We start from the raw sequence: 25,830 nt of genomic DNA, 5'->3' as shown, positions 1-25,830 counted from the left end.
TCACGCGGGACCGGATCGCACAGCAGATCGACCGCACGAAAGGATCACAGCATGGTCAACCCACGAGCGTGTGCAGGTACTTGGTGGTGGCGGCGTCCGCGGGCAGGAACGTCTCGATGGCCAGTTCGGCGACGGTGATGTCCATCGGGGTGTTGAAGGTGGAGATGGAGGACACGAAGGACAGGACGCGGCCCTCGTGCTCGATCCGCATCGGCAGCGCGAAGTACGGCACCGGCTCGTCCGGTTCCTCGCCCGGCGCGTCCTCGGGCACCGGATACGCCGTCACCTCCTCGTACAGCGCGCGGAGTTGGTCCGACCGGTGCAGGGCGAGCTGGCGTTCCATCTGGGCCAGCAGATGCCCGCGCCACTCCCGCAGGTTCCTGATCCGCGGCGCGAGGCCCTCGGGGTGCAGGGTCAGCCGCATCGCGTTCGGCGCCGGCCGCAGCAACTTCTCGGGCACCCCGTCGAGCAGCATCGCGATGCCCCGGTTGGCGGCGACGACGGTGTACCCGGCGTCCACCACCAGCGCCGGATACGGCTCGTAGCCCTGGATGAGCCGCTCCATCCCGTCGCGCAGCGCGTCCAGCGCGGGATCGTCCAACGGCGTCTCCGGATAGCGCGGGGCGTAACCGGCGGCCAGCAGCAGCGCGTTGCGCTCCCGCACCGGCACGTCCAGGTGCTCGGCGAGCCGCAGCACCATCTCCTCGCTGGGCCGGGACCGGCCGGTCTCCACGAAGGAGATGTGCCGGGCGGAGGAGTCCGCCCGCAGGGCCAGCTCCAGCTGGGAGAGACGGCGCCGCTCCCGCCAGGCGCGCAGCAGCTGTCCCACCCCCTTGCCGTCGACGGCGGTGGACACGGAGGCTTCGGCGGCGACCATGGTCATGCCCCGACCCTAAACGAGAAGCGGTCACCACAACGACCGGCCGTGCGCGGCCGCGTCGCCCGGGTGACCCGGGGCCGTGCGTGGCAGGCTGGATTCCGTCCCGTGCCTTCCCGAAGGGAGACCGCACCATGGCCGTCGAACCGCTGTCGCAGAAGGAGATCGAGGAGCGGCTCGCCGAACTCCCCGGCTGGTCCGCGGACGGCGGCCGGCTCACCCGCACCTACCGGCTCGCCTCGCACTTCGCCGCGGCCGCCCTGGTCGTCCACATCGCCCGCATCCAGGACGAGCTGGACCACCACTCCGACCTCACCCTCGGCTACCACAGCGTCGCCCTCGCCGTCACCACCCACAGCGCCGGCGGAGCCCTCACCGAGAAGGACTTCACGCTCGCCCGCAAGGTGGAGGACATCGCCCCGGGCCACGGCGCACACTGAGGGCCGTGCTCGATTACGACAAGGAAGCCGACGCCTACGACGCCTCCCGCGGCGGCGAGGCCCGTGCCCAAGCCGCCGCGGCCGCCGTCCTCGGTCTCATACCCGACGGTCCCCGCCGCCTCCTCGACCTCGCCTGCGGCACCGGCATCGTCACCCGCGAGATCGCCGCGGGCCGCCCCGCGCTCCGGGTGACCGGCGCGGACCTCGCCCCCGCCATGACCCGGATGGCCACCGCCCGCCTGCCCGGCAAGGTCGTCCGCGCCGACAGCCGACGGCTGCCGTTCCCCGCCGCCACCTTCGACGCCGTCACCAGCATCTGGCTGCTGCACCTGCCGGACGACCCCGGCGACGTGCGCGCCATCGTCGCCGAGTGCGCCCGCGTCCTGCGGCCCGGCGGGATGTACGTCACCACCGTCGACAAAGCCGCCGCCCACGACGTGGGCAGCGACATCGACGCCGTACTCGCCGACCGCCCGGTACGGCCCGCCGAGGACGCCGCGGGCAAGGTCACCGCGTACGCCGCCCGGCACGGGCTCACCCCCGCGGGCCGGGCCGTCTTCCGGGGCGTCGGCCAGGGCCGCAGTCCCCGCGGCGCCATCGCCGACCTGCGCCGCGGCTGGTTCACCCGGCTGCCCCCCGACGACCCCCGCACCGAGTGCTACGCCGCCCGTCTCGCCGGGCTCCCGGACCAGGACCGGCCCCGCCCGGACCCGCTCTTCACCCTGTGCGCCTTCCGCAAACCGGTCGTGGACTGACCAGATCACCTTTTTCGGCCGGTGCGTCGCCCGGCCGCCGTAAGAGACACGTCAAGGCGAGCCGCGCCGCCGTAAGAGGGCCGTCAACGGGGTCCGGATCCGGCCAGGGGAGAGGTTTCCTCGTAGCGTCCGCAGTTCCGAGACTCATCCCAGGAGTTCACGATGGCCGATCTGGCCTTCGTCGTCACCATGGTCGCGGCCTTCGCGCTCGTGGTCCTCGTCGCCAGGGGGGTGACGAAGCTGTGACCGCCGAGAACATCGTCGGCCTGGTCGTGGCCGTCGCCCTCCTGGGCTATCTCGTCCTCGCCCTGATCCACCCGGAGAGGTTCTGAGACGGCATATGGGTCCCGTACCGGCAGGCGTGCTCCAGACACTCGCCCTCGTGGGCGCTCTCGCACTCGTCTACGTCCCCCTGGGCACCTACATGGCCCGGGTCTACTCCTCCCGCCGGCACCTGCGGGTGGAGCGGTGGCTCTACAGAGGCATCGGAGCCGACCCGGACGCCGAGATGACCTGGCCCGCGTATCTGCGGGCGCTTCTCGCCTTCTCGGCCGTGAGCGTCCTGTTCCTCTACCTCCTCCAGCGCCTCCAAGGCTTCCTGCCCGGCTCGCCGGGCTTCGCCTCGGTGAGCCCGGCGCAGTCGTTCAACACGGCAATCTCGTTCGTGACCAACACCAACTGGCAGTCGTACTCAGGCGAGCAGACGATGGGGCACGTCGTGCAGACCGCCGGTCTGGCCGTGCAGAACTTCGTCTCCGCCGCCGTCGGCATGGCCGTCGCGATGGCGCTCGTACGCGGCTTCACCCGCTCCCGCACCGGTGAACTCGGCAACTTCTGGTCCGACCTGGTGCGCGGCACCCTGCGCGTCCTCCTGCCGATCGCCGCCGCCGCCGCGGTGGTCCTGGTCGCGTGCGGCGCGATCCAGAACTTCTCCGGCATCCACGAGGTCGGCCAGTTCATGGGCGGCTCGCAGCAGTGGAACGGCGGCGCGGTCGCCTCCCAGGAAGCCATCAAGGAACTGGGCACCAACGGCGGCGGCTACTTCAACGCCAACTCCGCCCACCCCTTCGAGAACCCCACGCCCTTCACCAACCTCTTCGAGATCTTCCTGATCCTGGTCATCCCGTTCTGCCTGACCCGCACCTTCGGTGTGCTGACCGGCTCGGCACGCCAGGGCTACGCCATCCTCGCCACCATGGGCACCATCTGGCTCGGGTTCACCGCGCTGATGATGGCGACCGAGTTCGCCCACCACGGTCCGGCGCTCCAGGCGGCGGGCGGCGCCATGGAGGGCAAGGAGGTCCGCTTCGGCATCGGCGGCTCCTCGATCTTCGCGGTGGCCACGACGCTGACCTCGACCGGCGCGGTGGACTCCTTCCACTCCTCCTTCACCGGCCTCGGCGGGGGCATCACCATGCTCGGCATGATGCTGGGCGAGATATCGCCCGGCGGAGTCGGCTCCGGCCTGTACGGCATCCTCGTCATGGCGGTGATCGCGGTCTTCATCGCCGGTCTCATGGTCGGCCGCACCCCCGAGTACCTGGGCAAGAAGATCGGCGCCCGCGAGATGAAACTCGCCGCCTGCTACATCCTGGTCACCCCGGCGCTCGTGCTGGTCTTCACCGCCGCGTCGATGGCGCTGCCGACCCCGCCGGACTCCGCGCTCAACCCCGGCGCGCACGGCTTCTCCGAGGTGCTGTACGCCTTCACCTCCGCGGCGAACAACAACGGTTCGGCCTTCGCCGGTCTGAACGCCGACACCGACTGGTTCAACACCATGACCGGACTGGCGATGCTGCTGGGCCGCTTCGTGCCGATGGTGTTCGTGCTGGCGCTGGCCGGCTCGCTCGCCGGGCAGCGGCCGGTACCGGTCACGGCGGGCACCCTGCGGACCGAAAAGCCGTTGTTCACCGGTCTGTTGGTCGGCGCGATCCTGATCATCACCGGTCTCACGTACTTCCCGGCCCTCGCGCTGGGACCGCTCGCCGAAGGGCTTGCGTGATGACCACCCGAACGGAAAGCCACGAGGACGCGATGTCCACTTCCACCCTCGCGCCCCACCAGGACGCGCCCACCGGGCACCGGCCCGAGAAGAGCCGTGTCGGGGCCGGTCTCTTCGATCCCGGGCAGCTGGTCACGTCCCTGCCCCAGGCGCTGCGCAAGCTCGACCCCCGGGTGATGGTCAAGTCCCCCGTGATGTTCGTGGTCTGGATCGGATCGGTCCTGACCACCGTCTTCTCCTGCACCGACCCGGGCGACTGGTTCGGCTGGACCATCAGCGCCTGGCTGTGGCTGACGGTCGTCTTCGCCAACCTCGCGGAGGCGGTCGCCGAGGGCCGCGGCAAGGCCCAGGCCGACACGCTGCGCAAGGCGAAGACCGACACCGTCGCCCGCCGGCTCACCGGCCGGGCCGAGGAACGAATACCGGGCACCGCGCTGGTCATCGGCGACCTGGTGGTCTGCGAGGCCGGCGACATCATCCCCGGTGACGGCGATGTCGTCGAGGGTGTCGCCTCGGTGGACGAGTCGGCGATCACCGGCGAGTCCGCGCCGGTCATCCGCGAGTCCGGCGGCGACCGCAGCGCCGTCACCGGCGGCACCAAGGTGCTGTCCGACCGGATCGTCGTACGGATCACCACCAAGCCCGGCGACACCTTCATCGACCGCATGATCCGCCTGGTCGAGGGCGCGGCCCGGCAGAAGACCCCCAACGAGATCGCCCTCAACATCCTGCTGGCCTCGCTGACCGTCGTCTTCCTGCTGGCCTGCGCCACCCTGCCGCCGTTCGCCGACCACGCGGGCACCCATCTGACCCTGGTGGTCCTGGTGGCCCTGCTGGTCTGCCTGATCCCGACCACGATCGGCGCGCTGCTCTCCGCGATCGGCATCGCCGGCATGGACCGGCTCGTCCAGCGCAATGTGCTCGCCATGTCGGGCCGCGCGGTCGAGGCGGCGGGCGACGTCTCCACCCTGCTGCTCGACAAGACCGGCACCATCACCCTCGGCAACCGCCGGGCCGCCGAGTTCGTGCCGGTCGAGGGCGCCACCGAGGCCGAGGTCGCCGACGCCGCCCAGCTGTCCTCCCTCGCCGACGAGACGCCCGAGGGCCGCTCCGTCGTCGCGCTGGCGAAGGAGCGGTACGGGCTGCGCGAACGCCACCGGGGCGAACTCGCGAACGCCGAGTGGATCGCTTTCACCGCCCAGACCCGGATGTCCGGTGTGGACGTCGACGGCCGCAGGGTCCGCAAGGGCGCCGCCGCCTCGGTCATCGCCTGGGTGAAGGAGCGGGGCGGCGACGCCGGCGCCGGCGCCGACCGGATCGCCGACCGGATCTCCGAGGCCGGCGGCACCCCGCTGCTCGTCGCCGTCCACGACGAACACGGCGCCCGCGTCCTCGGCGTCATCCACCTCAAGGACGTCGTCAAGGAAGGCATGCGGGAGCGGTTCGAGGAACTGCGCCGCATGGGCATCAAGACGGTGATGATCACCGGCGACAACCCGCTGACCGCGAAGGCGATCGCGCGGGAGGCGGGCGTGGACGACTTCCTCGCCGAGGCCACCCCCGAGGACAAGATGGCCCTCATCAAGCGGGAGCAGGCGGGCGGCAAGCTGGTCGCGATGACCGGCGACGGCACCAACGACGCCCCGGCCCTCGCGCAGGCGGACGTCGGCGTGGCGATGAACACGGGCACGTCGGCCGCCAAGGAGGCCGGCAACATGGTCGACCTCGACTCCAACCCGACCAAACTGATCGAGATCGTCGAGATCGGCAAGCAACTCCTCATCACTCGGGGCGCGTTGACGACGTTCTCCATCGCCAACGACGTCGCCAAGTACTTCGCGATCATTCCGGCGCTGTTCGCCGCCGTCTACCCGGGCCTGGACAGGCTCAACATCATGCGGCTGTCCTCGCCGAGCTCCGCGATCCTGTCGGCCGTCATCTTCAACGCGCTGATCATCGTCGCGCTGGTGCCGCTGTCCCTGCGGGGCGTGCGGTACCGGCCGATGGGCGCGGACCGGATGCTGCGCCGCAACCTCGCCGTCTACGGCATCGGCGGCCTGGTCGCCCCGTTCCTCGGCATCAAAATCATCGACCTGCTCATCTCGCTGATCCCCGGGATCGGGTGAAGGACATGACCAACTCCCCCGCGAACACCGCCCGTCTGCTCACCGCGGGCCTGCGCGCCCTGATCGTCCTCACCGTGCTCACCGGCGTGGTCTACCCGCTGGCCGTCACCGGGGTCGCCCAGGGGCTCTTCCCCCATCAGGCCAACGGCTCCGAGATCCGCTCGCACGGCAAGGTCGTCGGCTCCTCACTCATCGGCCAGCAGGGCTACGGCCCGGAGTACTTCCAGCCCCGCCCGGCCGGCGGTCTCGGCAGCAACTCCCTCAACACGCGGTACAGGCTGGAGGTCTCGGGAGCGACCAACCTGGCCGCCGACAACCCCGAACTCGTCCGGGCGGTCAAGGCCGCCAAGGCGAAGATCGTCAAGGACAACTCCGTGCCCGGCTACACCGTGCGGCCCTCCCAGGTCCCCGCCGACGCCGTCACCTCCTCCGGCTCCGGTCTCGACCCCGACATCTCCCCGGCCTACGCCGCCCTCCAGGTCCACCGGGTCGCCGCCCGCAACGGGCTGCCGGTGGCCGAGGTCGGCAAGCTGGTCGAGGAGCACACCACCGGCCGCACCCTCGGCTTCATCGGCGAACCCCGGGTGAACGTCCTGGAGCTCAACACCGCCCTGCGGAACCTCGTCGCCAAGGGCTGAGGCGACGGCACCGCCGGGGGACGGGTCAGCGGCCCAGCCCCCGGCGGATCGCCGTCTCCACCGGCGAGTACGCCCCGTCCGGCCGGTCCAGCTCGTACGGCACCGCCGGATCCAGCGGCGGCTGCGCCATGAAACGCGGCCGGGTGCCGCGGTGCGGCTGCGCCGCGTGCACCAGGAAGGGATGGCACAGGTAGACGTCGCCGGGCCGCCCGGTGGCCAGGGCGAGCGGCCGGTGCGCACTCGCCTCGACCAGCGCCGGCGCGATGTCCAGCCCCGACACCCCGGCCTCGCCGTACGGCTCCAGCAGCGGCGGTACGTCCAGATGCGAGCCGACCCGGATACGGGTCGGGGCGTCCTCGCTCGTCACCTCGCTGAACAGGAACAGCATCAGCAACGCCCGGTCCCTGGAGCGCAGATTGGTGTGATACCAGGTCGCGCCCTCGGGCAGATAGCTTCCCTCGATGTGCCAGCCGGCGTCGCCCGGGTCCTCGGGGTGCGGGAAGCGCAGCGGGAACGTGCCCAGCGAATACCGGGGCACCCAGCGCCGCTCTCCCACCAGCAGGTCGAACGCCTCGTGCAGGACGGGGGAGTTGGCGGCGGCCGCGAACGGCCCCTGCGCCATGCCGCCGATCCGCACCACCGGCTCCTTCCAACTGGCGGGGTCCTGCGGGTCGTACCCCGTCTCCCGCCACAGCAGCCGGGCGCAGTCCTCGGCGACCCGGGGTGGCACCGCGCCCTCGATCTTCACGAAACCGTCGGCGAGGAACCGCTCCACCATGTCGTTGTCCATGCGGTCATCCTGGGCGAAGGCGGGCGGTCGGGCATCCGGTTTTCCGGCGGGGGATCGAGCGCCGCGGATTTTGCCGTGTCGGCAACGGAAGTGGCACCCGCGCGGTGTGCCGTCGCACTCTTACGGCACCCGGAAGAGAGGCTGACCACCATGGCGCACGACCACCAGCACAGCACCCAGCACGGCCACGGGCACGGCCATGGGCACAGCCACGGCCACGGCACGGACATCGACTGGAACGAGATGGCCCCCCTGCTGGAGGCCCAGGCGGAGCTGTTCGGCCCGCTGTACGAGCAGGCCCTCGGCTGGCTCGCCGGCGAGGTCCCCGAGCCGGGGCTGATCGTGGACGCGGGCAGCGGACCCGGAGTGCTGTCCTGCCTGTTCGCCCGGACCTTCCCCGGCGCCAGGGTCGTCGCCGTGGACGGCACCGCCCCGCTGCTGGACCGCGCCCGCGCCCGCGCCGCCCGCCAGGGCTTCGGCGACCGCTTCGACACCCTCGCCGGCGAACTCCCCGAGGTGCTGGAGAAGCTGGAGCGGCCGGCCGGTCTGCTGTGGGCGAGCCGCAGCCTGCACCACCTCGGCGACCAGCGGGCCGCGCTGACCGCGTTCGCCCGCCGGCTCGCCCCCGGCGGCACCCTGGCCCTCCTCGAAGGCGGCCTGCCCTCCCGCTTCCTGCCCCGGGACATCGGCATCGGCCGCCCGGGTCTCGGAGCGCGGCTCGACGCGCTGGAGGAGGAGTGGTTCGCCCGGATGCGCGCCGAACTGCCGGGCTCCGTAGCCGAGATCGAGGAGTGGCCCGCGCTGCTGACCGCGGCGGGCCTGCGGCACTCCGGGACCCGCAGCTTCCTGCTGGACCTGCCCGCCCCGGCCACCGACCAGGCCCGCGCCTACGTCGCCGCCTCCCTCGGCCGGCTGCGCGAGGGCTTCGCCGACGCGCTGACCACCGAGGACCGCGACACCCTGGACCGTCTGCTGGATCCCGCCGACCCCGCGAGCGTCCACCAGCGGCCGGACGTCTTCGTGCTGTCGGCGCACACGGTGTACACGGCGGTACGACCCGCCTGAAGCCGCGTGGCCGGCGCTTGACTTCGAGAGTGCTCCAAGTGATGGACTCCCCGGCACGCACCAGGCACACGGGTGCCGGCGCAGGTGCGCCGAAACCAAGGGGGAACCATGAACGACTCTCCGGTCGCGCTCATCACCGGCGGAGGCAGCGGCATCGGCGCGGCCGTGGCCCGGCAGTTGCTGGACGCGGGACACCGGGTCACGGTCACGGGCCGCACGGAGCGGCGGCTGCGGGACTTCGCGGACGGTCTGGGGAATCCGGAAGGACTGCGGACGATCGTCGGCGACGCGTCGTCGTACGACGACATACAGAACGCGGTCGACCGTACGCTCAAGGCATACGGCCGGCTGGACACGGTCGTCGCCAACGCCGGCTTCGCCACCCACGACTCCGTGGCCGAGGGCGACCCGGCAGGCTGGGCCGAGATGGTCCTCACCAACGTCCTCGGTCCGGCCCTGCTGATCCGCGCCTCGGTCGACGCGCTGAAGGAGACCCGGGGCCGGATCGTGCTCATCGGCAGCGTCGCCGGGTTCGTGAACACGCCCGGCAACCTGTACGGGGCGACCAAGTGGGCGGTCACCGGCCTCGCGGAGAACACCCGGCGTCAGGTGACGGAGTTCGGCATCGGGGTGACACTGGTCGCCCCCGGCCGGGTGGAGACCCCCTTCTGGGACGGCTATGGCAGCCTGCCCCCGGGGCACCTCCTGACCGCCGAGCAGATCGCCGACTCCGTCGTCTGGGCGATCCGGCAGCCGGCCGGGGTCGACGTCAACACCGTGGTCGTACGCCCGCTGGGCCAGCCCAACTGACGGACGACCGAGGTCAGTTGTCGGCGAGGAACTGCTTGGCCAGCTGGTCGCCGAGGGAGACGGCGGCGCTGTGGCTCTCGATGGGGGAGACCTTGGAGTTCTTGAACAGGATGTAGGTCACGCCCGAGTCCGCGCCGCCGGTCGCCGGGTCGGGGTCGATGCCCAGCGCCTTGGCGGTGGCGTACGACGCCTCGCCGATGATGTTCTTGGGGCCGGTGTCGCCGACGACGGCGTACTCCACCTTGTTGCCGTAGATCACCGCGACCACGCCGCCGCCCTTGATCCCGGCGTCGGAGTAGTTCCAGATGCTGCTGGTGCTGGGCACCACCACGTAGGGCAGCGACTCGGACTTCAGCGGCTTGCCGTCCGACTGGTGGAAGGCGGTGTCGTCCTGGAACCAGGGGTCGCGGTCCTCGTTGCAGTTGGTGGTGCGCTGGCCGTCGCAGTCGATGTCCATGTCGGCCTTCCAGAACACCGCGCCGTTCTTGCCGCACACGGGGACCGTGGCCGAGGTCTCGTCGTCGGTCTTGTACTTGCCGTTGGATATCTGCGAGCAGGACTTCACCTTGGCGAGCAGGTCGGCCGCGCTGACCGAGCCCTCCTGGGCGGTCTTCGGGGCGGGAGTGGCGAGCGCGTCCGCGGGCATGAGGCCGGCGGCGAGCAGGGCGGCCCCGGAGGCCATGGCGAGGGTCAGTGTTCGAAGACGCACTGTGGGGGACCCTTCTGTTAGGAAAGTTTCCTTACCGGGCGGCACCACCGTGGCGTAGCTGCCATGCTCGCGTCAACCCTGGGGTTGCGAACTCCCGAAATCCGTGCGTATTGCGGCGGTTTGCGCCGATGGCAAGACTGGAGGAACCGGACGGATCGGCAGCCGTCCGACAGCGCGTCGGCGGTATCCGCACCCGGGAGGCGAGGCGTCATGTTCGTTCGCACCGTGTACGCGACCGGTGACCCGGCCCGGCTGGACTCGGCCCTGCGCGCCCTGAACAGCCGGGGCCGCGATCTGCTGGAGGAACGGCCCGGCTACCGGGGCGCGGGCGTCTTCGTCGACCGGGAGCTGGGCAAACTGCTCACGCTCAGCTGGTGGGAGTCCGAGGAGGCGCAGGCCAACAGCGACGAGGTGATGCGCGAGCGCCGTCCCGCGCTGCTGGAGCCGTTCGCGGCCTCCGTGGCGGTCGAGCACTACTGGGCCGCCGTCTACCACGCCCTGCCGCGGCCCGTCGTCGGCGGCGCACTGCGCGTCGCGCGGCTGGAATTCGACCCCAGGGACGCGGACCTGCTCGCCGACACCTTCCACACGACGGCGCTGCCCCATCTGGAGAACGTGCCCGGCCTGGCCCGCACGGCCCTCCTCCTGGACCGCGAGCGCGGCCGCGGCCTCGCGGGCACCCTCTTCACCGACCGCCACGCCCTGGCGGCCTCCCGCGCGGCCCAGGCAGCCGTCCGCCACGAGGGCGCCGCCAAGGCCCATGTCTCGGTGGTCGCCCTGGAGGAGTTCGACGTCGTCCACGCCGACGCCCACACCGTCTGAACGCACCGTCCGGACACGGCGCGAGCCGGCCGCGGCACCGGGCGTCCCGGTGTGCGGCCGGCTCGGGCGGGCGTCACGCCATGTCGAACGTGGCCGGGTCGGGACCGATCCGCCGGTCCTCGTTGAGCGCGCCGATCGCCGCCAGGTCCTCGTCGTCCAGCCTGAAGTCGAACACGTCGATGTTCTCCCTGATCCGCGACGGCGTCACGGACTTCGGGATCACGATGGTGCCCTGCTGGATGTGCCAGCGCAGTACCACCTGGGCCGGAGTGCGGTTGTGCTTCTGCCCGATCGCCACGATCGCCGGCACCTCGAGCAGCCCCTTGCCCTGGCCGAGCGGCGACCACGCCTCGGTCGCGATGCCCAGCTCGGCGTGGTACTCCCGCGCCGCGTGCTGCTGCAGATGGGGGTGCAGCTCGATCTGGTTGACCGCCGGGATGACGGAGGTCTCGCCGGTCAGCCGACGCAGGTGCTCGGGAAGGAAGTTGGACACGCCGATGGCACGGGCCCGGCCGTCGGCGTACAGCTTTTCGAGCGCCTTGTAGGTGTCGACGTAGATGTCCCTGGCGGGCAGCGGCCAGTGGATCAGGTACAGGTCGACGTAGTCGAGTCCCAGCTTGGTGAGCGACGCGTCGAAGGCGCGCAGCGTGGCGTCGTACCCCTGGTCGCTGTTCCAGAGCTTGGTGGTGACGAAGACGTCCTCGCGGGGCAGACCGGAGGCCGCGATGGCCCGGCCGGTGCCTTCTTCGTTGCCGTAGGCCGCGGCGGTGTCGATGCTGCGGTACCCGGCCTCCAGTGCGGTGGCGACGGCCCGCTCGGCCTCGTCGTCCTGCACCTGCCACACGCCGAACCCCAGCTGGGGCATCTCGACGCCGTTGTTGAGGGTGATCGGGGGGACCTTGCTGCTCACGAGCTCGTTGATCCTTCGCTTGTCGACGAGTGGTACTCCTGTCCTCAACGATCACACGCCGACGGGCATTCCTGACCCGCGCCCCGCCGTCACGTTCTGTACAGCGCTTCGACCTCGCGTTCGTACGCCTTCTCGATCGCCTTGCGCTTCAGTTTCAGCGACGGCGTCAGCAGGCCGTGCTCCTCGGTGAACGGCTGCGCCAGTATCCGGAAGGTGCGGATCGACTCGGCCTGCGAGACCAGGGTGTTGGCGGCGACCACCGCGCGCCGCACCTCGGTCTCCAGGTCAGGGTCGCGCACCAGCTGCGCGGGCGCCATCAGCGGCTTGTTGCGCATCTGGAGCCAGTGTTCGACGGCCTCGTGGTCGAGGGTGACCAGGGCGGCGATGTAGGGGCGGTCGTTGCCGACCACGATGCACTGGCTGATCAGCGGATGGTCGCGGACCCGCTCCTCCAGCACCCCGGGCGAGACGCTCTTGCCGCCGGAGGTCACCAGGATCTCCTTCTTGCGGCCGGTGATCGTCAGATAGCCGTCGTCGTCCAGGGAGCCCAGGTCGCCGGTGGCCAGCCAGCCGTCGTGCAGCGACTCGTCGGTGGCCTTCGGGTTGTTGAGGTAGCCCTGGAAGACGTTGCCGCCGTGCAGCCACACCTCCCCGTCGTCCGCGATGTGCACGGTCACGCCGGGGATCGCCTGGCCGACGGTGCCGTACCGGGTGCGCTCGGGCGGGTTCGCGGTCGCCGCGGCGGTCGACTCCGTCAGGCCGTACCCCTCGTAGATCTGCACGCCGGCACCGGCGAAGAACAGCCCCAGCCGGCGGTCCATCCCGGAGCCACCGGACATCGCGTTCCGTATACGGCCGCCCATCGCGGCCCGGACCTTCGCGTACACCAGCTTGTCGAACAGCTGGTGCTGCATCCGCAGCCCCGCCGTCGGGCCCGGCCCCACGCCCCACGCCTTCGCCTCGACGGCCTCCGCGTACCGCACCGCGACATCGACGGCCTTCTCGAACGGTCCCGCCTTGCCCTCCTTCTCCGCCTTGCGGCGGGAGGCGTTGAACACCTTCTCGAAGATGTAGGGCACCGCCAGGATGAACGTCGGCCTGAAGGCCTGGAGATCGGGCAGCAGCGCGGCGGCGTTCAGCTGCGGCTGGTGGCCGAGGCGGACCCGGCCGCGGATCGTGGCGACCTCCACCATGCGCCCGAAGACATGCGCGAGCGGCAGGAACAGCAGCGTGGAGGCCTCGTCCCCGCGCTTGGAGTGGAACACCGACTCCCAGCGCCCCACCACGTTGTCCGCCTCGAACATGAAGTTCCCGTGCGAGAGCACGCAGCCCTTGGGGCGGCCCGTCGTGCCCGATGTGTAGATCACGGTGGCCACCGACTCCGGGGTGACCGCCTGCCGGTGCCGGTGCACCACCTCGTCGTCGAGGTGCGCCCCGGCGTCGTACAGCTCCTGCACACAGCCCGCGTCCAGTTGCCACAGCTGCCGCAGCCGGGGCAGCCGGCCGATCACCGTGGCGATGGTCATCGCGTGGTCCTCGTGCTCCACGACCGCCGCCGTCACCTCGGCGTCGTAGAGCATCCAGAAGCACTGCTCGGCCGAGGAGGTGGGGTAGACGGGCACCACCTGGGCGCCGATCGTCCACAGGGCGAAGTCGAAGAGGGTCCACTCGTAGCGGGTGCGGGACATGATCGCGACCCGCTCGCCGAACCGGATCCCGCTCGCCAGCAGCCCCTTGGCCAGGGCGAGGACCTCGTCACGGAACTCGGCGGCGGTCACATCGCGCCACTGCCCGGCGGTGTCCTTGCGGCCGAGGGCGACCCGGCTCGGGTCCGTCAGGGCGTGTTCGAAGACGACATCGGCCAGACCGCCCACCGGCGGTGCCGACGTGAGAGGCGGGTTCGTGAACTCGCGCAATCCTCGCTCCCCGATCCTCGCTGCCTGGTCGCGCCGTGATGCTCGGCACAGCGCCGTGAAAGCTACCTCACACCCCGACCGCAGGGGAGGGGGGCGGAAACCGAGCAAAGCGCACCTTCCGCCCGACCGGTGTCCCCGAAATGCGCGCACATGGGGAAGGGCCGGACACGATACTGACGGGTCAGTAAGTTTCGGGGGCGTAATCTCCACCGAATCTGTACGCGCCGGTTACGGCTCCGTACAGAGCGATTACGGCCATGCACCCGCCGTGCGGGGGATGCGGACGGCATGGGGCCGGCCGCCGCTCTCGGGCCCCGAGGCCGCGGCGCGGGGGCGTGTCCCGGTGAAAGCGCCGCAGGGCGCGGGTCGGGTCAGCCCCCGGGGCGCCGCAGCCGCTCCCCGCCCGCCAGGACGGCCGCCGCGAGGGCGTCCGCCGCCTCCTGGGCGCCGGTCCTGCGGTGACCGTGGACCAGGACGAAGTCGACCTTGCCCAGCTCCGGCAGCCCCGAACGCTCGGGCAGCCGGAACAGCCCCGGCGGGATCAGCCGGCGCGAGTGCGCCATCACCCCGAGCCCCGCGCGGGCCGCGGCGATCAGCCCGTTGAGGCTGCCGCTGGTGCAGACGATCCGCCAGCCGCGGCCCTGCCGGTCGAGCGCCTCCAGGGCCCGGGCCCGGGTGATGCCGGGCGGCGGATACACGATCAGCGGGACCGGCCGGTCGGCGTCCAGGCGCAGCCGCTCGGCACCGATCCACACCAGGTCGTCGCGCCACACCAGCGCTCCGCGCGGGTCCTCCGGGCGCCGTTTGGCCAGCACCAGGTCCAGCTTTCCGGCGGCCAGCTGCTCGTGCAGGGTCCCGGACAGCTCCACGGTCAGCTCCAGGTCGACCTCCGGGTGGTCGTAGCGGAAGCCCTCCAGGATCTCCGGCAGCCGGGTCAGCACGAAGTCCTCCGACGCGCCGAACCGCAGCCGCCCGCGCACCCGGGTCCCGGTGAAGAACGCCGTCGCCTGCTCGTGCACCTCCAGGATCCGGCGTGCGAAACCGAGCATCGCCTCGCCGTCCTCGGTCAGCTCCACGGAATGGGTGTCCCGGGAGAACAGCGGGCGCCCGGCCGCGTCCTCCAGCCGGCGCACCTGCTGGCTCACCGTGGACTGGCGCAGCCCCAGCCGCCGGGCGGCCTGGGTGAAGCTCAGCGTCTGGGCGACGGCGAGGAAGGTCCGCAGCTGTGTCGGGTCGTACACACCACAAGGGTATGCCGTTATCGCGCTTCGTGATGACAGTGAGAGTGGTATGCGGGATTCCCGATCGAGCTGGGGGAGGGGATCATGAGAGGGGCCCCCGGGCCCGGACCGGAACGCCGTCGCACACCCATCGGAGCACCGTGACACGCCTGCGCTGGCCGAGCTGGATGCCGATCGACCCGTACATCGTGCTGTTGCTCGGCACGGTGGGTCTCGCCGCGCTGTTCCCGGCACGGGGCACCGGCGCCACCGTGGCCTCGGGAGCGTCGACCGCCGCGATCGCCTTCCTGTTCTTCCTCTACGGGGCCCGCCTGTCCACCCGGGAGGCGCTCGACGGACTGCGCCACTGGCGACTCCACGTCACCGTGCTCGCCTGCACCTTCGTGGTCTTCCCGCTGCTCGGCCTCGCCGCGCGCGCGGCCGTGCCGGTGCTGCTCACCCAGCCGCTCTACCAGGGGCTGCTGTTCCTGACCCTGGTGCCGTCCACCATCCAGTCGTCCATCGCCTTCACCTCCATCGCACGCGGCAACGTGCCCGCCGCGATCTGCGCCGGATCCTTCTCCTCCCTGGTCGGCATCGTCCTCACCCCCCTGCTGGCGGCCGGACTGCTGGGCAACAGCGGCGGCGGGTTCTCCGCGCACTCCCTGGTCGACATCGTGCTGCAACTGCTGGTGCCGTTCGTCGCCGGGCAGGTGCTGCGGCGCTGGATCGGCCCCTTCGTCGCCCGGCACAAGAAGGTCCTCGGACTGGTCGACCGCGGCTCCATCCTGCTGGTCGTCTACGCCGCGTTCAGCGAGGGCATGGTCCAGGGCATCTGGCACCAGGTCAGTCCGGCCCGGCTCGGCGCGCTCCTCCTCGTGGAGGCCGCCCTGCTCGCCGTCATGCTGGTGCTGACCTGGTACGGCGCCAGGGCGCTCGGCTTCGGCCGGGGAGACCGGATCGCCATCCAGTTCGCCGGGTCCAAGAAGTCCCTCGCCTCCGGCCTGCCCATGGCGAGCGTTCTCTTCGGCGCCCACGCCTCCCTGGCCGTGCTCCCGCTGATGCTCTTCCACCAGATGCAGCTGATGGTGTGCGCGGTCATCGCCAAGCGCCGCGCCCACGACCTGCCGGACGGGGACGCCGGCGCCGACGGGTCGGCCGCGCACACGGCCGAGGGGCGGTCACAGGCCAGGGTCCTTCGGTGACGGCGGTGACGGCTGCCGGAGCCTGAGGCGCGACGCACCAGCCGTGCTCACGGGCACAGGACGACCTTGCCGAGGTTGGCCCTCGACTCGATCACCGCGTGCGCGCGCGCCGCCTCCTCCAGAGGGAACCGGGCGTGGACGACGGGCCGGACGGCGCCCTCGTGGAACAGCCGCCACAGCTCACGGCGCCATTCCTCGTACAGCTCGGGCCGGCCGCGCGCGATCAGCGCCATCTGGAAACCGATCACCGACTTGGCCCCCACCAGCAGGTCGTAGGCCCGCAGCGTGCCGCCGCCCGAGCTGTAGGCGACCAGCCGGCCGTGCGGGGCGAGGGCGGCGAGGGCGGGGGTGAGCAGATCACCGCCGACCGCATCCACCACACAGTCGACGGGGTCCCCCCAACCGTCGTCGGAATACCGTATGCAGTCGTCCGCGCCCAGGGAGCGCACGAACTCCGCCTTCCCCCGATCCGACACGGCCCCCACCACCCGCCCCGCGCCCCGCGCCCGCGCCAACTGCACCGCGAGGTGCCCCACCCCGCTCGCCGCCGCCGTCACCAGCACCGACTCACCCGGCGCCGGACGCGCCGACGCGAGGGCGCCGAGGGCCACCAGACCGCTGCGCACCAGCGCCACCGCGTCCACCGCGCCGGCGCCCTCCGGCACCGGCGAGGCCATGGGCTCCTGGAGCACCGCGTAGTCGGCGTACCCATGGCCGAAGCACAGTCCGGTCACCAGGTCGCCGCTCCGGAAGCGGGTCACCCCCGGGCCGGTCGCCACCACCTCGCCCGCCACCTCGCCGCCCAGCGCGATCGGCTCGGCGGCCTCGCGGACCTTGCGGACGACCGGCAGGGTGACCCCGATCGCCGCGCAGCGCACCAGCAGCTGCCCGGGGCCGGGCTCGGGGACGCGGGTCTCCTCCAGGAACAGCGGGCCACCGCGCACCTCGTACCGGACGCGACGCATCGCCACCTCCACCTCCACAGCCGGACGGCCCGGCGGGATCGGTCGTGGGAAACACCCACGAAGTCATTGGGGATCCCAACGATAGACAGGAATTCATGGGGAGGTCCAACGATTTCTCGGATAGGCTCCCCGTCATGGCCGAAGCACCCCTGACCGCGATCCGTTCCCTGCCCAGCTGGCTCCTCGGCCGCGCCGCCGCCCGGGGCCGCGCCCTGGTCGCCGACGCCCTCGCCGCGGAGGGCCTGAAGATGTGGCATCACGTGGTGCTCTCCGCCGTCCGCGACCTCGCGCCCGTCGCCCAGGCCGACCTCGCCCGGGGCATCGCCCTCGACCCCAAGGACCTCGTCGGCATCCTCAACGACCTACAGGACTCCGGTCTCGTCGTCCGCGCCCCCGACGCCCGCGACCGCCGCAAGAACGCCGTCTCCCTCACCGACCGGGGCGACCGGCTCCTCGCGCGCTGCGAACACGCCGCCCGCGCAGCCAACGACGAACTGCTCGCCCCGCTGACCGCGGCCGAACGCGACCGCTTCATGGACCTGCTGACCCGGATCTCCGGCACGGACCAGTGACCGGGCGGGGCCGGCGGACGACATCGGCAGACCCGCGGACCAGCGTCGTGCCCCGGTCCATGAGCACCGGCGAGCCGGTGCTGCCGGCGTGGGCACGGAACCGTCGCTCGCCGCTGGTCGCCGACAACGCGCTCGGGGCGCACGGGCGCGGCTGAGGGAGCTGATCGGTGCGGGCCGGACGATCAGCCGTGCACGGCACCCTGCGGCAGGGCGATCCGGTCCTCGCCCGCGTACACGTTCATCGAGCTGCCGCGCAGGAAACCGACGAGCGTCAGCCCGGTCTCCGCGGCCAGGTCCACCGCCAGTGAGGACGGCGCGGACACGGCGGCCAGCACCGGTACCCCGGCCATCACCGCCTTCTGCGCCAGCTCGAACGAGGCCCGCCCGGAGACCAGCAGCACCGTCCGGGACAGCGGCAGCTCGCCGCTCTGCAGCGCCCGCCCCACCAGCTTGTCGACCGCGTTGTGCCGGCCCACGTCCTCCTTGACGTCCAGGAGCTCGCCGTCCTCGGTGAACAGGGCGGCGGCGTGCAGCCCCCCGGTCCGGTCGAACACCCGCTGAGCCGCCCGCAGCCGTTCGGGCAGCTCGGCCAGCAGCTCGGTGGTGACACGGAGGCGGGGGCTGTCGGCGATCGGCCAGCGGGTGGTCGTACGGACCGCGTCCAGGCTGGCCTTGCCGCACAGACCGCACGAGGAGGAGGTGTAGACGTTCCGCTCCAGACCGAAGTCGGGGAGGGCGACGCCCGGCGCGGTCTTCACGTCGACCACGTTGTAGGTGTTCGAACCGTCCGCGGTCGCGCCCGCACAGTAGACGATGTTCAGCAGATCGGACGCGGAAGCCAGGACGCCCTCGCTCACCAGGAAGCCCGCCGCCAGCGCGAAGTCGTCGCCGGGAGTGCGCATGGTGATCGCGAGCGGCTTGCCGTTCAGCCGGATCTCCAGGGGTTCCTCGGCGACGAGCGTGTCCGGCCGCGTGGAGACCGCTCCGTCCCGGATGCGGAGTACCTTGCGTCGGTCCGTGACTCGTCCCATGTCCTGATCAGTCCCGGTTCTCTGTGTGCCGACGGCCGAAACGGCCCTTCCTGCGGTGACAGCCGTGGCCACCACGCCGGCGGGGCGAGGCGGCCTTCACGATCTCATTGTCCTGCACATGGAGGACCATGCCCGGGGCCACCGCGCGATCCGTGCACCGCAACCCCCGCCCGGACCCCGTGGAGCTGCGCGGAGCCGACAAATCACCTGCCCGATTCCTGTGGCTTCACATGCCGTTGTACCCGCGAGTCACTGGACAGACTGTGACTCCCGCTACCCACGGCAACGAGGGGGACCCCGTCATGCACGGCTCGCGCATCGCCGCCATCGGCCACTACCAGCCCGCCAGGGTGCTCACCAACGACGACCTGGCCGGCATGGTCGACACCGACGACGCGTGGATCCGCACCCGGGTGGGCATCCGCACCCGCCACATCGCCGGCCCCGACGAGCCGGTGGACGAGCTCGCGACGCACGCCGCCGCCAAGGCCCTCGCCGCCGCCGGACTCGCCCCCGCCGACGTCGACCTGGTGCTGGTCGCCACCTCCACCGCGATCGAACGGTCCCCGAACACCGCGGCCCGGGTCGCCGCCCGGCTCGGCATCCCGAGCCCCGCCGCCATGGACGTCAACGTGGTGTGCGCCGGGTTCACCCACGCCCTGGCCACCGCCGACCACGCCGTCCGCGCCGGCGCCGCCACCCGCGCCCTGGTGATCGGCGCCGAGAAGATGTCCGACGTCACCGACTGGACCGACCGCAGCACCTGCGTCCTCGTCGGCGACGGGGCCGGAGCCGCGGTCGTGGAGGCGTGCGCGCCGGACGAGGAGCCGGGGATCGCCCCGGTGCTGTGGGGATCGGTGCCCGAGATGGGCCACATGGTGCGGATCGAGGGGACGCCGCCGCGGTTCGCGCAGGAGGGGCAGAGCGTCTACCGCTGGGCCACCACCCAGCTGCCCGCCATCGCCCGCCGCACCTGCGAGCGGGCCGGGATCGCCCCCGAGGACCTCGCCGGCGTCGTCCTCCACCAGGCCAACCTGCGCATCATCGAACCGCTCGCCGAGAAACTGGGCGCCGTCAACGCGGTGATCGCCCGCGACGTCACCGAGTCCGGCAACACCTCCGCCGCCAGCATCCCCCTCGCCTTCTCCAAGCTCGTCGAGCAGGGCGCGCTGGTGAGCGGGGACCCGGTACTGCTCTTCGGCTTCGGCGGCAACCTGTCGTACGCCGGCCAGGTCGTCCGCTGCCCGTGAGGCGCCTGACTCTCGGTGCGCACCCTCTCGCGTTCCGTACCCACCCGCCGACCTGCCCGCCGTGGGCCGAATACGCAGGTGAAACCCACTCCGAAACCTTGGTATTGTTGTCCGTGTCGCCGCGAGGGAAGCCCCTCGCAAGGCGGCAGACACCTAGTCCGGGTGGCGGAATGGCAGACGCGCTAGCTTGAGGTGCTAGTGCCCTTTATCGGGCGTGGGGGTTCAAGTCCCCCCTCGGACACCAGCTGAGACCCCTGTTGATCAGGGGTCTTCTGCTTTCCAGGGTTGTGATCCGGCCGACCGGTGGCCAGCGTGCCCGCCGGGGAGCGGTCTCCCTCGCGCGGCACACCGCGGTCGCGGAATCTGGACGGTATGGGATCCGCCGCACACGTCCTCCGCGCCGCGTAGCACCGGCTACCGGTGCTCGCCGGCGTGGCCGCCGCGGGCTCCCTGAGGGTCGTGGACGTAACCCCGGCGGTCGGTCGCCGCCCTCGGCTCCGGTCCGGACGCGTCCACCCTTTCCCCGAGGAAGGATGTCCTGGGAGGTGGCCCCGGCATCACAGCCGGGAGCGCGCAGTTGGCTGGAAAGTGACGCCGACCGTCGGGGTCGGTTCCGTGAGCGAGGTCTGCTTGGTGGTGATTTGACGTCATGTCAGGCCAACGCCCGGCCTCACCCCTGTAAGTCGGCAGGCTGACGGATCAAACAAGTCCCCTATCACACAAGGGCGTTCGGTCGATCGGTTCACGACGAACTGTGGTTGACGGCCGACTACGCTGCCAGTCAGATTTTCTCGCGCGCCAGTGTGGCTAGCATGAGCAGGTACCCGGTCGGAAGATCGTCGTCCTCTTGGCGCCCCCCTTTCCGGCCCGCGGCTGCCGTGCGTCGGCTGCCCGTTTCTCCTGATCCCATGGACCGAGGGACCGCGGAATGTCACTGCCTGCACCACTCAGTCAGCAACGGCCGACGAAGGCGCCGCGCACCTCGGCGGCCGTGCCCTTGGCCGTGCTGGTGCTCGGCGCCGCGGCCGGTGGCGTGGCCGTCGCCCTCGCGCCGTCCGGGGCCGGCCCCTGGGCGCTGACCGTGGTGGCGGTCGCCTGGGTGTGCCTGGCCGTGGCCGTCCTCGTCGGCCACCGGCTCGTCCGGCGGGCCCGGCACACGGCCGCCGCGCACGGCTCCGAGGCCGGCCGTCTCAAGGCGCAGGCGGCGCAGTTGTCGGCGGAGACCGCGCATCTGGCCAACGTGACGCTGCCCGCCGTGGCCGACCGTCTGCGCGACGGCATGAGCGCGGCCGACGCGCTGGGCGGTGTCGCCCAGCCGTCCGATCCGCAACTGGGCCGGATCGCCTACGTGTTCGCCGAATCCGTCGAGGAGCGCGTGCGGCACGCGGCCGCCCTGGACGGCGAGCGCCGGCAGGCGAGGGACGAGCTGAACGAGGCGTTCGCCGCGCTGGAGCGGGTGACGCGGGAGACCCTGCCCGCCGCCGTCGCGGGGCTGCGCGAGGGCGCGTCCGCCGACACGGTGCTCGCCGAACTGGACCTGCCGCGGCTGCCGATGGTCCGCACCCCGACCGAGTCCTTCGTACGCGAACTCGCCCGCAGCGAGCGGCGCGCCGCCGCGGCGCAGGCCGCCTCCGCCAAGGCGCTCAGCCGCGTCCAGGCCAAGTCCGTCAGCATGCTCGCCGACCTGCGGGAGATGCAGGAACGACACGGCGAGGAGGTCTTCGGCGACCTGCTGAAACTGGACCACAGCACCTCGCAGCTCGGCCTGATGACCGACCGGCTCGCGCTGCTCATGGGCGGCCGTTCCAGCCGCGCCTGGAACAAGCCGATCGTGATGGAGAGCATCCTGCGCGGCGCCGTCGGCCGGATCGCCGCCTACCAGCGGGTGCGCCTGCACTGCTCCACCACCGCCGCGATCTCCGGCTTCGCCGCCGAGGGTGTCATGCACCTCCTCGCCGAGCTGATGGACAACGCGGCGAACTTCTCCCCGCCCATCGACGAGGTGCACGTCTATGTCGAGGACCGCAGCGCCGGACTGGTCGTCACCATCGAGGACAGCGGTCTGAAGATGGCCGACGCGGCCATGCGCCGCGCCGAGGAGGCGGTGTCCGGCCGCATGACCGACCTCGCCTCGCTGCAGGGCACCCGGCTCGGCCTCGCCGTGGTCGGACGGCTCGCGGTGAAGTACGGCATCAGCGTCAACTACCGCCCCTCGTCGCGCGGCGGCACCGGCGTCGTCGTCCTGCTGCCCCCGCAACTGATCGCCCAGCAGCGCGACGCGGTGTCGCGCGGGACCGTCGGCCGCGCCGCCGCCGGGACCGTGCCCACGCCGGGCCCCGTCCCCGCGCCCGCCCCGGCGCGGACACCCGAGCCCGCCCCGGCCCCGGCGCCCGAGCCCCTCGCGCGTCCCGGCGTCCAGGAGCGGCCCGCCGTCCGGCCGGAGCCGCCCGAGCGGGGGCGGCCCGCGCACGCCGCCGGCTCGACGCCGAACGGCCTGCCCGTGCGCGCGCCCGGCCGCACCATGGCCGAGGCGGAGCGGGAGCGCGAGCAGCGCAGGTCGGCGTCCGACGCGGGGCCCGGGGCCGCGTCCGGGCCCGGGTCCGGGACGGCGGACGCGCACCGCCCGGAGCGGCGCCCGGCGCGCGACGCCGGCGCGCGGTTCGGCGCCTTCCACCGCGGGCGCCGGTCCGCGGGCGCCGCCGGGCCGGACGCCCGGTCCGAGTCCGAGCCGCCGTCCGCCCCGTAGCCGCCGCCCCCTTCCCCGTACGGCGCCGAGGGCGCCGGCGCCCGCTTCCCGCCCGAGTTCATGAGATTGGAGGAACGGGCCGGTGACCGGTCAGCCGGGTACCACCGTCCCACCACCCACCATGCAGACCACCGACAACAGCCTCACCTGGCTCCTCCAGAATCTCCTGGAGCGCACCCCCGGCACCCGGCACGCCCTGGCCCTGTCCCGGGACGGCCTGAAGCTCTGCTGGACCGAACACCTGACGCTCGACCAGGCCGACCAGCTGGCGGCGATCTGCTCCGGCATCCAGGCACTGGCCCACGGTGCGTCCGTGGAGTTCGGCGACGGCACCGGCGGCGTCCGGCAGTCCATGACCGAGTTCCACGGCGGCCTGCTGTTCATCGTGGAGGCCGGCGAGGGAGCGCACCTGGCGGTCCTCGCCGAGGAGGACGCCGACCCGGGCGTGGTGGGCCACCAGATGACGGAGCTGGTGGAGCAGATCGGCGAGCACCTGCGCGCCGAGCCCAGGGAGCCCTTCCCCGGGAGTGCCGCGTCGTGATGCGCAAGCCCGTGGACACCGGTGACCCCGACCGGCTCTACACGGTCACGGCCGGCCGGAGCCGCGCCGACGACTCCTTCGACCTGGTCACCCTGATCGTCAGCGAGTGCCGGCCCACGGCGGGCATGCAGTCGGAGCACGCCCGGATCCTGGAGCTGTGCGAGCACCCCACGGCCGTCGTCGAGATCGCCGCGGAGCTGAAACTGCCCATCACGGTGGTGCGCATCCTGCTCGGGGACCTGCTCGACACCGGCCGCATCACCGCCCGCCGGCCGCGCGCGGCGCAGTCCGTCGCCTCGCTTCCCGACTCCGCCCTTCTCAAGGAGGTGCTCCATGGGCTCCGCAACCTCTGAGCTGCCCTCCCGCCGCACGCCACTGGCCGACGCGGCGGAGACCGGACTGAAGATCGTCATCGTGGGCGGTTTCGGTGTCGGCAAGACGACCCTGGTCCGCTCGGTGAGCGAGATCCGGCCGCTGAACACCGAGGAGGTGATGACGCAGGCCGGCGTCGGCCTCGACGAGACCAGCGCGGTCGCGACGAAGACCACCACGACCGTGGCGTTCGACTTCGGCCGGATCAGCCTCAACGAGCGCATGGTGCTGTACCTGTTCGGCGCGCCCGGCCAGGAGCGCTTCTGGTTCCTGTGGGACAGGCTGTTCTCCGGGACGCTGGGCGCCGTGGTGCTCGTGGACACGCGCCGGATGAACGACTCCTGGTATGCGATAGACCGGCTGGAGCACCACAAGACGCCGTTCGTGGTGGCCGTCAACCGGTTCGACGACGACACCCACCGGTACTCCCTGGAGGAGATCCGCCAGGCGCTCGCGCTGTCCGAGAAGGTGCCGATGGTCGACTGCGACGCGCGGGTCCGGCAGTCCGGCAAGGACGTGCTGATCACCCTCGTGGACCACCTGTACGAACTGGCGATGGCTCAGGAGGCGACACCGTGACCGAGCCCTCTTCCGCGCACCAGGCTCCGCCGGGCTGCCCCGTCCACACCGACGCGGTGCGCCTGGCCGGGCTTGAGTACCAGCAGACGCCGGCGCAGATGTACCGGGCGCTGCGCCGTGAGCACGGCCCGGTCGCGCCGGTGCTGCTCGACGGCGACATCCCGGCCTGGCTGGTGCTCGGCTACTCCGAGGTCACGTACGTGACCAGCCACGACGAGCTGTTCGCACGGGACTCCCGGCGCTGGAACCAGTGGGAGAACATCCCGGCGGACTGGCCGCTGCTGCCGTACGTCGGCTACCAGCCGTCGGTGCTGTTCACCGAGGGCGACGAGCACCGGCGGCGGGCCGGGGTGATCACCCAGGCACTGGAGGGCGTCGACCAGTTCGAACTGGCGCGCAACTGCCAGCTGATCGCCGACCGGCTCATCGCCGCCTTCGCGGGCAGCGGTCAGGCCGAGCTGATGTCCGGATACGCGCACGCCCTGCCGATGCGGGCCGTGGTGCAGATGTGCGGGATGCCGACCTCCGGCGAGGACACCCAGCGGCTCGTCGAGGACCTGAGGATCTCGCTCGACGCGGCGGAGGGCGACGACCCGGTGGCGGCGTACGGGCGCGTGGGCGAGCGGCTGCGGCAGCTGGTGAAGGACAAGCGGGAGAACCCGGGCCCGGACGTCACCTCGCGCATGCTGCTGCATCCGGCGGGTCTGACGGACGAGGAGATCGTCCAGGACCTGATCTCGGTGATCGCCGCGGCGCAGCAGCCGACCGCCAACTGGATCTGCAACACGCTGCGGCTGCTGCTGACGGACGAGCGGTTCGCGGTGAACGTGTCGGGCGGCAGGCTCAGCGTGGGCGAGGCGCTCAACGAGGCGCTGTGGCTGGACACGCCGACGCAGAACTTCATCGGGCGCTGGGCCGTCCGGGACACCCAGCTGGGCGGGCGGCAGATCCGGGCGGGCGACTGCCTGGTACTGGGGCTGGCCGCGGCCAACACCGATCCGCAGATCTGGCCCGACGCGCACGTGGGCGCGGAGAACGCCGCGCACCTGTCGTTCAGCAACGGCGAGCACCGCTGCCCCTATCCGGCGCCGCTGCTGGCGGACGTGATGGCGCGGACGGCCGTGGAGACGCTGCTGGAGCGGCTGCCGGACCTGGTGCTGGCGGTCGAGCCGGAGACGCTGACCTGGCGTCCGTCTATCTGGATGCGGGGACTGACCGCGCTGCCGGTGCGGTTCACGCCGGTCGTGCAGTAGGGCCGGTGCCCGGCGACCCGGTAGGGGCGATGCCCGACGAGCCGGGAGGGCGGACGTTCGGTGGCCGGTGGGGGTGGAATCCCGACAACCGGGAGGGCGCGTGCCCGGTGGCCGGTGGGGGTGGAAGCCCGACGAGCCGGGAGGACGTATGCCCGGTGGCCGGTGGGGCGGGCGCCCCGGCTCCCGGTGGCGTGGCGGCGAGGGCGCACGGGCCCCTGGGCGGGGCCCGTTCACCT

Annotated in this window: 25 protein-coding genes and 1 tRNA gene; 18 read left to right on the top strand and 8 right to left on the bottom strand. The window is 72.0% G+C overall.

All coding sequences use genetic code 11. The annotated features are described in order from the left end of the window. Positions 1–55: 55 nt before the first annotated feature. Positions 56–883: a helix-turn-helix domain-containing protein gene (locus HZZ00_RS25230; protein ID WP_180328602.1), complete on the bottom strand. Its 828-nt coding sequence runs from the start codon at positions 881–883 to the stop codon at positions 56–58. A gap of 128 nt (positions 884–1,011) precedes the next feature. Here HZZ00_RS25230 and HZZ00_RS25225 point away from each other — a divergent pair, with 128 nt between their 5' ends. The 6 genes from HZZ00_RS25225 (at position 1,012) to HZZ00_RS25200 (ending at position 6,838) form a co-directional block, all read left to right on the top strand. Beyond that, a complete protein-coding gene (locus HZZ00_RS25225) occupies positions 1,012–1,317 on the top strand; it encodes a 4a-hydroxytetrahydrobiopterin dehydratase (RefSeq protein ID WP_180328601.1) in 306 nt (101 codons plus the stop codon). A gap of 5 nt (positions 1,318–1,322) precedes the next feature. Next, on the top strand, positions 1,323–2,072 hold the full coding sequence (locus HZZ00_RS25220) for a class I SAM-dependent methyltransferase (RefSeq protein ID WP_180328600.1): 750 nt from the start codon (positions 1,323–1,325) through the stop codon (positions 2,070–2,072). A gap of 242 nt (positions 2,073–2,314) precedes the next feature. Beyond that, positions 2,315–2,404, top strand: a complete 90-nt coding sequence (kdpF, locus tag HZZ00_RS25215) for a K(+)-transporting ATPase subunit F (RefSeq protein ID WP_133888732.1) — start codon at positions 2,315–2,317, stop codon at positions 2,402–2,404. An 8-nt stretch (positions 2,405–2,412) separates the two neighbouring features. Then, positions 2,413–4,074: a potassium-transporting ATPase subunit KdpA gene (gene kdpA / locus HZZ00_RS25210; protein ID WP_180328599.1), complete on the top strand. Its 1,662-nt coding sequence runs from the start codon at positions 2,413–2,415 to the stop codon at positions 4,072–4,074. Beyond that, a complete protein-coding gene (kdpB, locus tag HZZ00_RS25205) occupies positions 4,074–6,200 on the top strand; it encodes a potassium-transporting ATPase subunit KdpB (RefSeq protein ID WP_374028482.1) in 2,127 nt (708 codons plus the stop codon). Before kdpA ends, kdpB begins: the two co-directional genes overlap by 1 nt. Before the next feature lie 5 nt (positions 6,201–6,205). Further along, positions 6,206–6,838, top strand: coding sequence for a potassium-transporting ATPase subunit C (locus tag HZZ00_RS25200; RefSeq protein WP_180328598.1), 633 nt, complete (start codon positions 6,206–6,208; stop codon positions 6,836–6,838). A gap of 25 nt (positions 6,839–6,863) precedes the next feature. On the opposite strand, the gene HZZ00_RS25195 is transcribed toward HZZ00_RS25200, so the two are convergent. After that, positions 6,864–7,628, bottom strand: a complete 765-nt coding sequence (locus HZZ00_RS25195; protein ID WP_180328597.1) for a phytanoyl-CoA dioxygenase family protein — start codon at positions 7,626–7,628, stop codon at positions 6,864–6,866. Positions 7,629–7,778: 150 nt separating this feature from the next. Here HZZ00_RS25195 and HZZ00_RS25190 point away from each other — a divergent pair, with 150 nt between their 5' ends. Both HZZ00_RS25190 and HZZ00_RS25185 read left to right on the top strand, forming a co-directional pair. Next, entirely contained in the window at positions 7,779–8,693 is a 915-nt protein-coding gene (locus HZZ00_RS25190; protein WP_180328596.1) for a trans-aconitate 2-methyltransferase, read from the top strand. A gap of 108 nt (positions 8,694–8,801) precedes the next feature. After that, entirely contained in the window at positions 8,802–9,503 is a 702-nt protein-coding gene (locus tag HZZ00_RS25185) for an SDR family oxidoreductase (RefSeq protein ID WP_180328595.1), read from the top strand. A gap of 13 nt (positions 9,504–9,516) precedes the next feature. Here the strand turns inward: HZZ00_RS25185 and HZZ00_RS25180 are convergent, their stop codons facing one another. Further along, positions 9,517–10,212: a glycoside hydrolase family 75 protein gene (locus tag HZZ00_RS25180; protein WP_180328594.1), complete on the bottom strand. Its 696-nt coding sequence runs from the start codon at positions 10,210–10,212 to the stop codon at positions 9,517–9,519. A 210-nt stretch (positions 10,213–10,422) separates the two neighbouring features. Between HZZ00_RS25180 and HZZ00_RS25175 the strand changes: the two genes are divergently transcribed. Continuing rightward, positions 10,423–11,034 (top strand): hypothetical protein, encoded by a 612-nt coding sequence (locus HZZ00_RS25175; RefSeq protein ID WP_180328593.1) that lies wholly within the window; start codon positions 10,423–10,425, stop codon positions 11,032–11,034. A gap of 73 nt (positions 11,035–11,107) precedes the next feature. Here HZZ00_RS25175 and HZZ00_RS25170 read toward each other — a convergent pair whose 3' ends face one another. From HZZ00_RS25170 to HZZ00_RS25160, 3 genes are all read right to left on the bottom strand, one after another. Further along, on the bottom strand, positions 11,108–11,944 hold the full coding sequence (locus HZZ00_RS25170) for an aldo/keto reductase (RefSeq protein ID WP_306856117.1): 837 nt from the start codon (positions 11,942–11,944) through the stop codon (positions 11,108–11,110). Positions 11,945–12,033: 89 nt separating this feature from the next. Then, the gene (locus HZZ00_RS25165; RefSeq protein WP_180328592.1) at positions 12,034–13,860 is read right to left on the bottom strand and encodes a long-chain fatty acid--CoA ligase; all 1,827 of its coding nucleotides are present in this window, start codon (positions 13,858–13,860) and stop codon (positions 12,034–12,036) included. A 371-nt stretch (positions 13,861–14,231) separates the two neighbouring features. After that, positions 14,232–15,101: a LysR substrate-binding domain-containing protein gene (locus HZZ00_RS25160; protein WP_180328591.1), complete on the bottom strand. Its 870-nt coding sequence runs from the start codon at positions 15,099–15,101 to the stop codon at positions 14,232–14,234. A 167-nt stretch (positions 15,102–15,268) separates the two neighbouring features. On the opposite strand from HZZ00_RS25160, the gene HZZ00_RS25155 reads away from it, so the two are divergent. Then, positions 15,269–16,285, top strand: coding sequence for a bile acid:sodium symporter family protein (locus HZZ00_RS25155; protein WP_180333692.1), 1,017 nt, complete (start codon positions 15,269–15,271; stop codon positions 16,283–16,285). Positions 16,286–16,332: 47 nt separating this feature from the next. Here HZZ00_RS25155 and HZZ00_RS25150 read toward each other — a convergent pair whose 3' ends face one another. Next, positions 16,333–17,250 carry a zinc-binding dehydrogenase gene (locus HZZ00_RS25150; RefSeq protein WP_180328590.1) on the bottom strand — a complete coding sequence of 306 codons (918 nt, stop codon included), beginning with the start codon at positions 17,248–17,250 and terminating at the stop codon, positions 16,333–16,335. A 134-nt stretch (positions 17,251–17,384) separates the two neighbouring features. Here HZZ00_RS25150 and HZZ00_RS25145 point away from each other — a divergent pair, with 134 nt between their 5' ends. Continuing rightward, positions 17,385–17,822 (top strand): MarR family winged helix-turn-helix transcriptional regulator, encoded by a 438-nt coding sequence (locus HZZ00_RS25145; protein ID WP_180328589.1) that lies wholly within the window; start codon positions 17,385–17,387, stop codon positions 17,820–17,822. 182 nt (positions 17,823–18,004) lie between these two features. On the opposite strand, the gene fdhD is transcribed toward HZZ00_RS25145, so the two are convergent. Next, positions 18,005–18,853 carry a formate dehydrogenase accessory sulfurtransferase FdhD gene (gene fdhD / locus HZZ00_RS25140; RefSeq protein WP_180328588.1) on the bottom strand — a complete coding sequence of 283 codons (849 nt, stop codon included), beginning with the start codon at positions 18,851–18,853 and terminating at the stop codon, positions 18,005–18,007. Between the two features lie 302 nt (positions 18,854–19,155). Between fdhD and HZZ00_RS25135 the strand changes: the two genes are divergently transcribed. From HZZ00_RS25135 to HZZ00_RS25105, 7 genes are all read left to right on the top strand, one after another. Continuing rightward, complete coding sequence (locus HZZ00_RS25135; RefSeq protein ID WP_180333691.1) at positions 19,156–20,103, top strand: beta-ketoacyl-ACP synthase III; 948 nt, start codon at positions 19,156–19,158, stop codon at positions 20,101–20,103. A gap of 156 nt (positions 20,104–20,259) precedes the next feature. After that, a tRNA-Leu gene (locus HZZ00_RS25130) sits at positions 20,260–20,347 on the top strand. Between the two features lie 684 nt (positions 20,348–21,031). After that, positions 21,032–22,849, top strand: a complete 1,818-nt coding sequence (locus HZZ00_RS25125) for an ATP-binding protein (protein WP_180328587.1) — start codon at positions 21,032–21,034, stop codon at positions 22,847–22,849. 82 nt (positions 22,850–22,931) lie between these two features. Next, entirely contained in the window at positions 22,932–23,390 is a 459-nt protein-coding gene (locus HZZ00_RS25120) for a roadblock/LC7 domain-containing protein (RefSeq protein ID WP_070022375.1), read from the top strand. Further along, entirely contained in the window at positions 23,387–23,743 is a 357-nt protein-coding gene (locus tag HZZ00_RS25115; RefSeq protein ID WP_070022374.1) for a DUF742 domain-containing protein, read from the top strand. Before HZZ00_RS25120 ends, HZZ00_RS25115 begins: the two co-directional genes overlap by 4 nt. Then, a complete protein-coding gene (locus HZZ00_RS25110; RefSeq protein ID WP_180328586.1) occupies positions 23,724–24,341 on the top strand; it encodes an ATP/GTP-binding protein in 618 nt (205 codons plus the stop codon). The genes HZZ00_RS25115 and HZZ00_RS25110 overlap by 20 nt, the downstream gene beginning before the upstream one ends. Further along, positions 24,338–25,594: a cytochrome P450 gene (locus HZZ00_RS25105; RefSeq protein WP_180328585.1), complete on the top strand. Its 1,257-nt coding sequence runs from the start codon at positions 24,338–24,340 to the stop codon at positions 25,592–25,594. The genes HZZ00_RS25110 and HZZ00_RS25105 overlap by 4 nt, the downstream gene beginning before the upstream one ends. The last annotated feature ends 236 nt before the right edge of the window (positions 25,595–25,830 follow it).

It is taken from the genome of Streptomyces sp. NEAU-sy36 (genome assembly GCF_013423905.1).
GTDB classification, from domain to species: Bacteria; Actinomycetota; Actinomycetes; order Streptomycetales; family Streptomycetaceae; genus Streptomyces; species Streptomyces misionensis.
The sequence above is the reverse complement of the archived record's forward strand: the minus strand, read 5'-3'. Positions and strand labels throughout refer to the sequence as shown.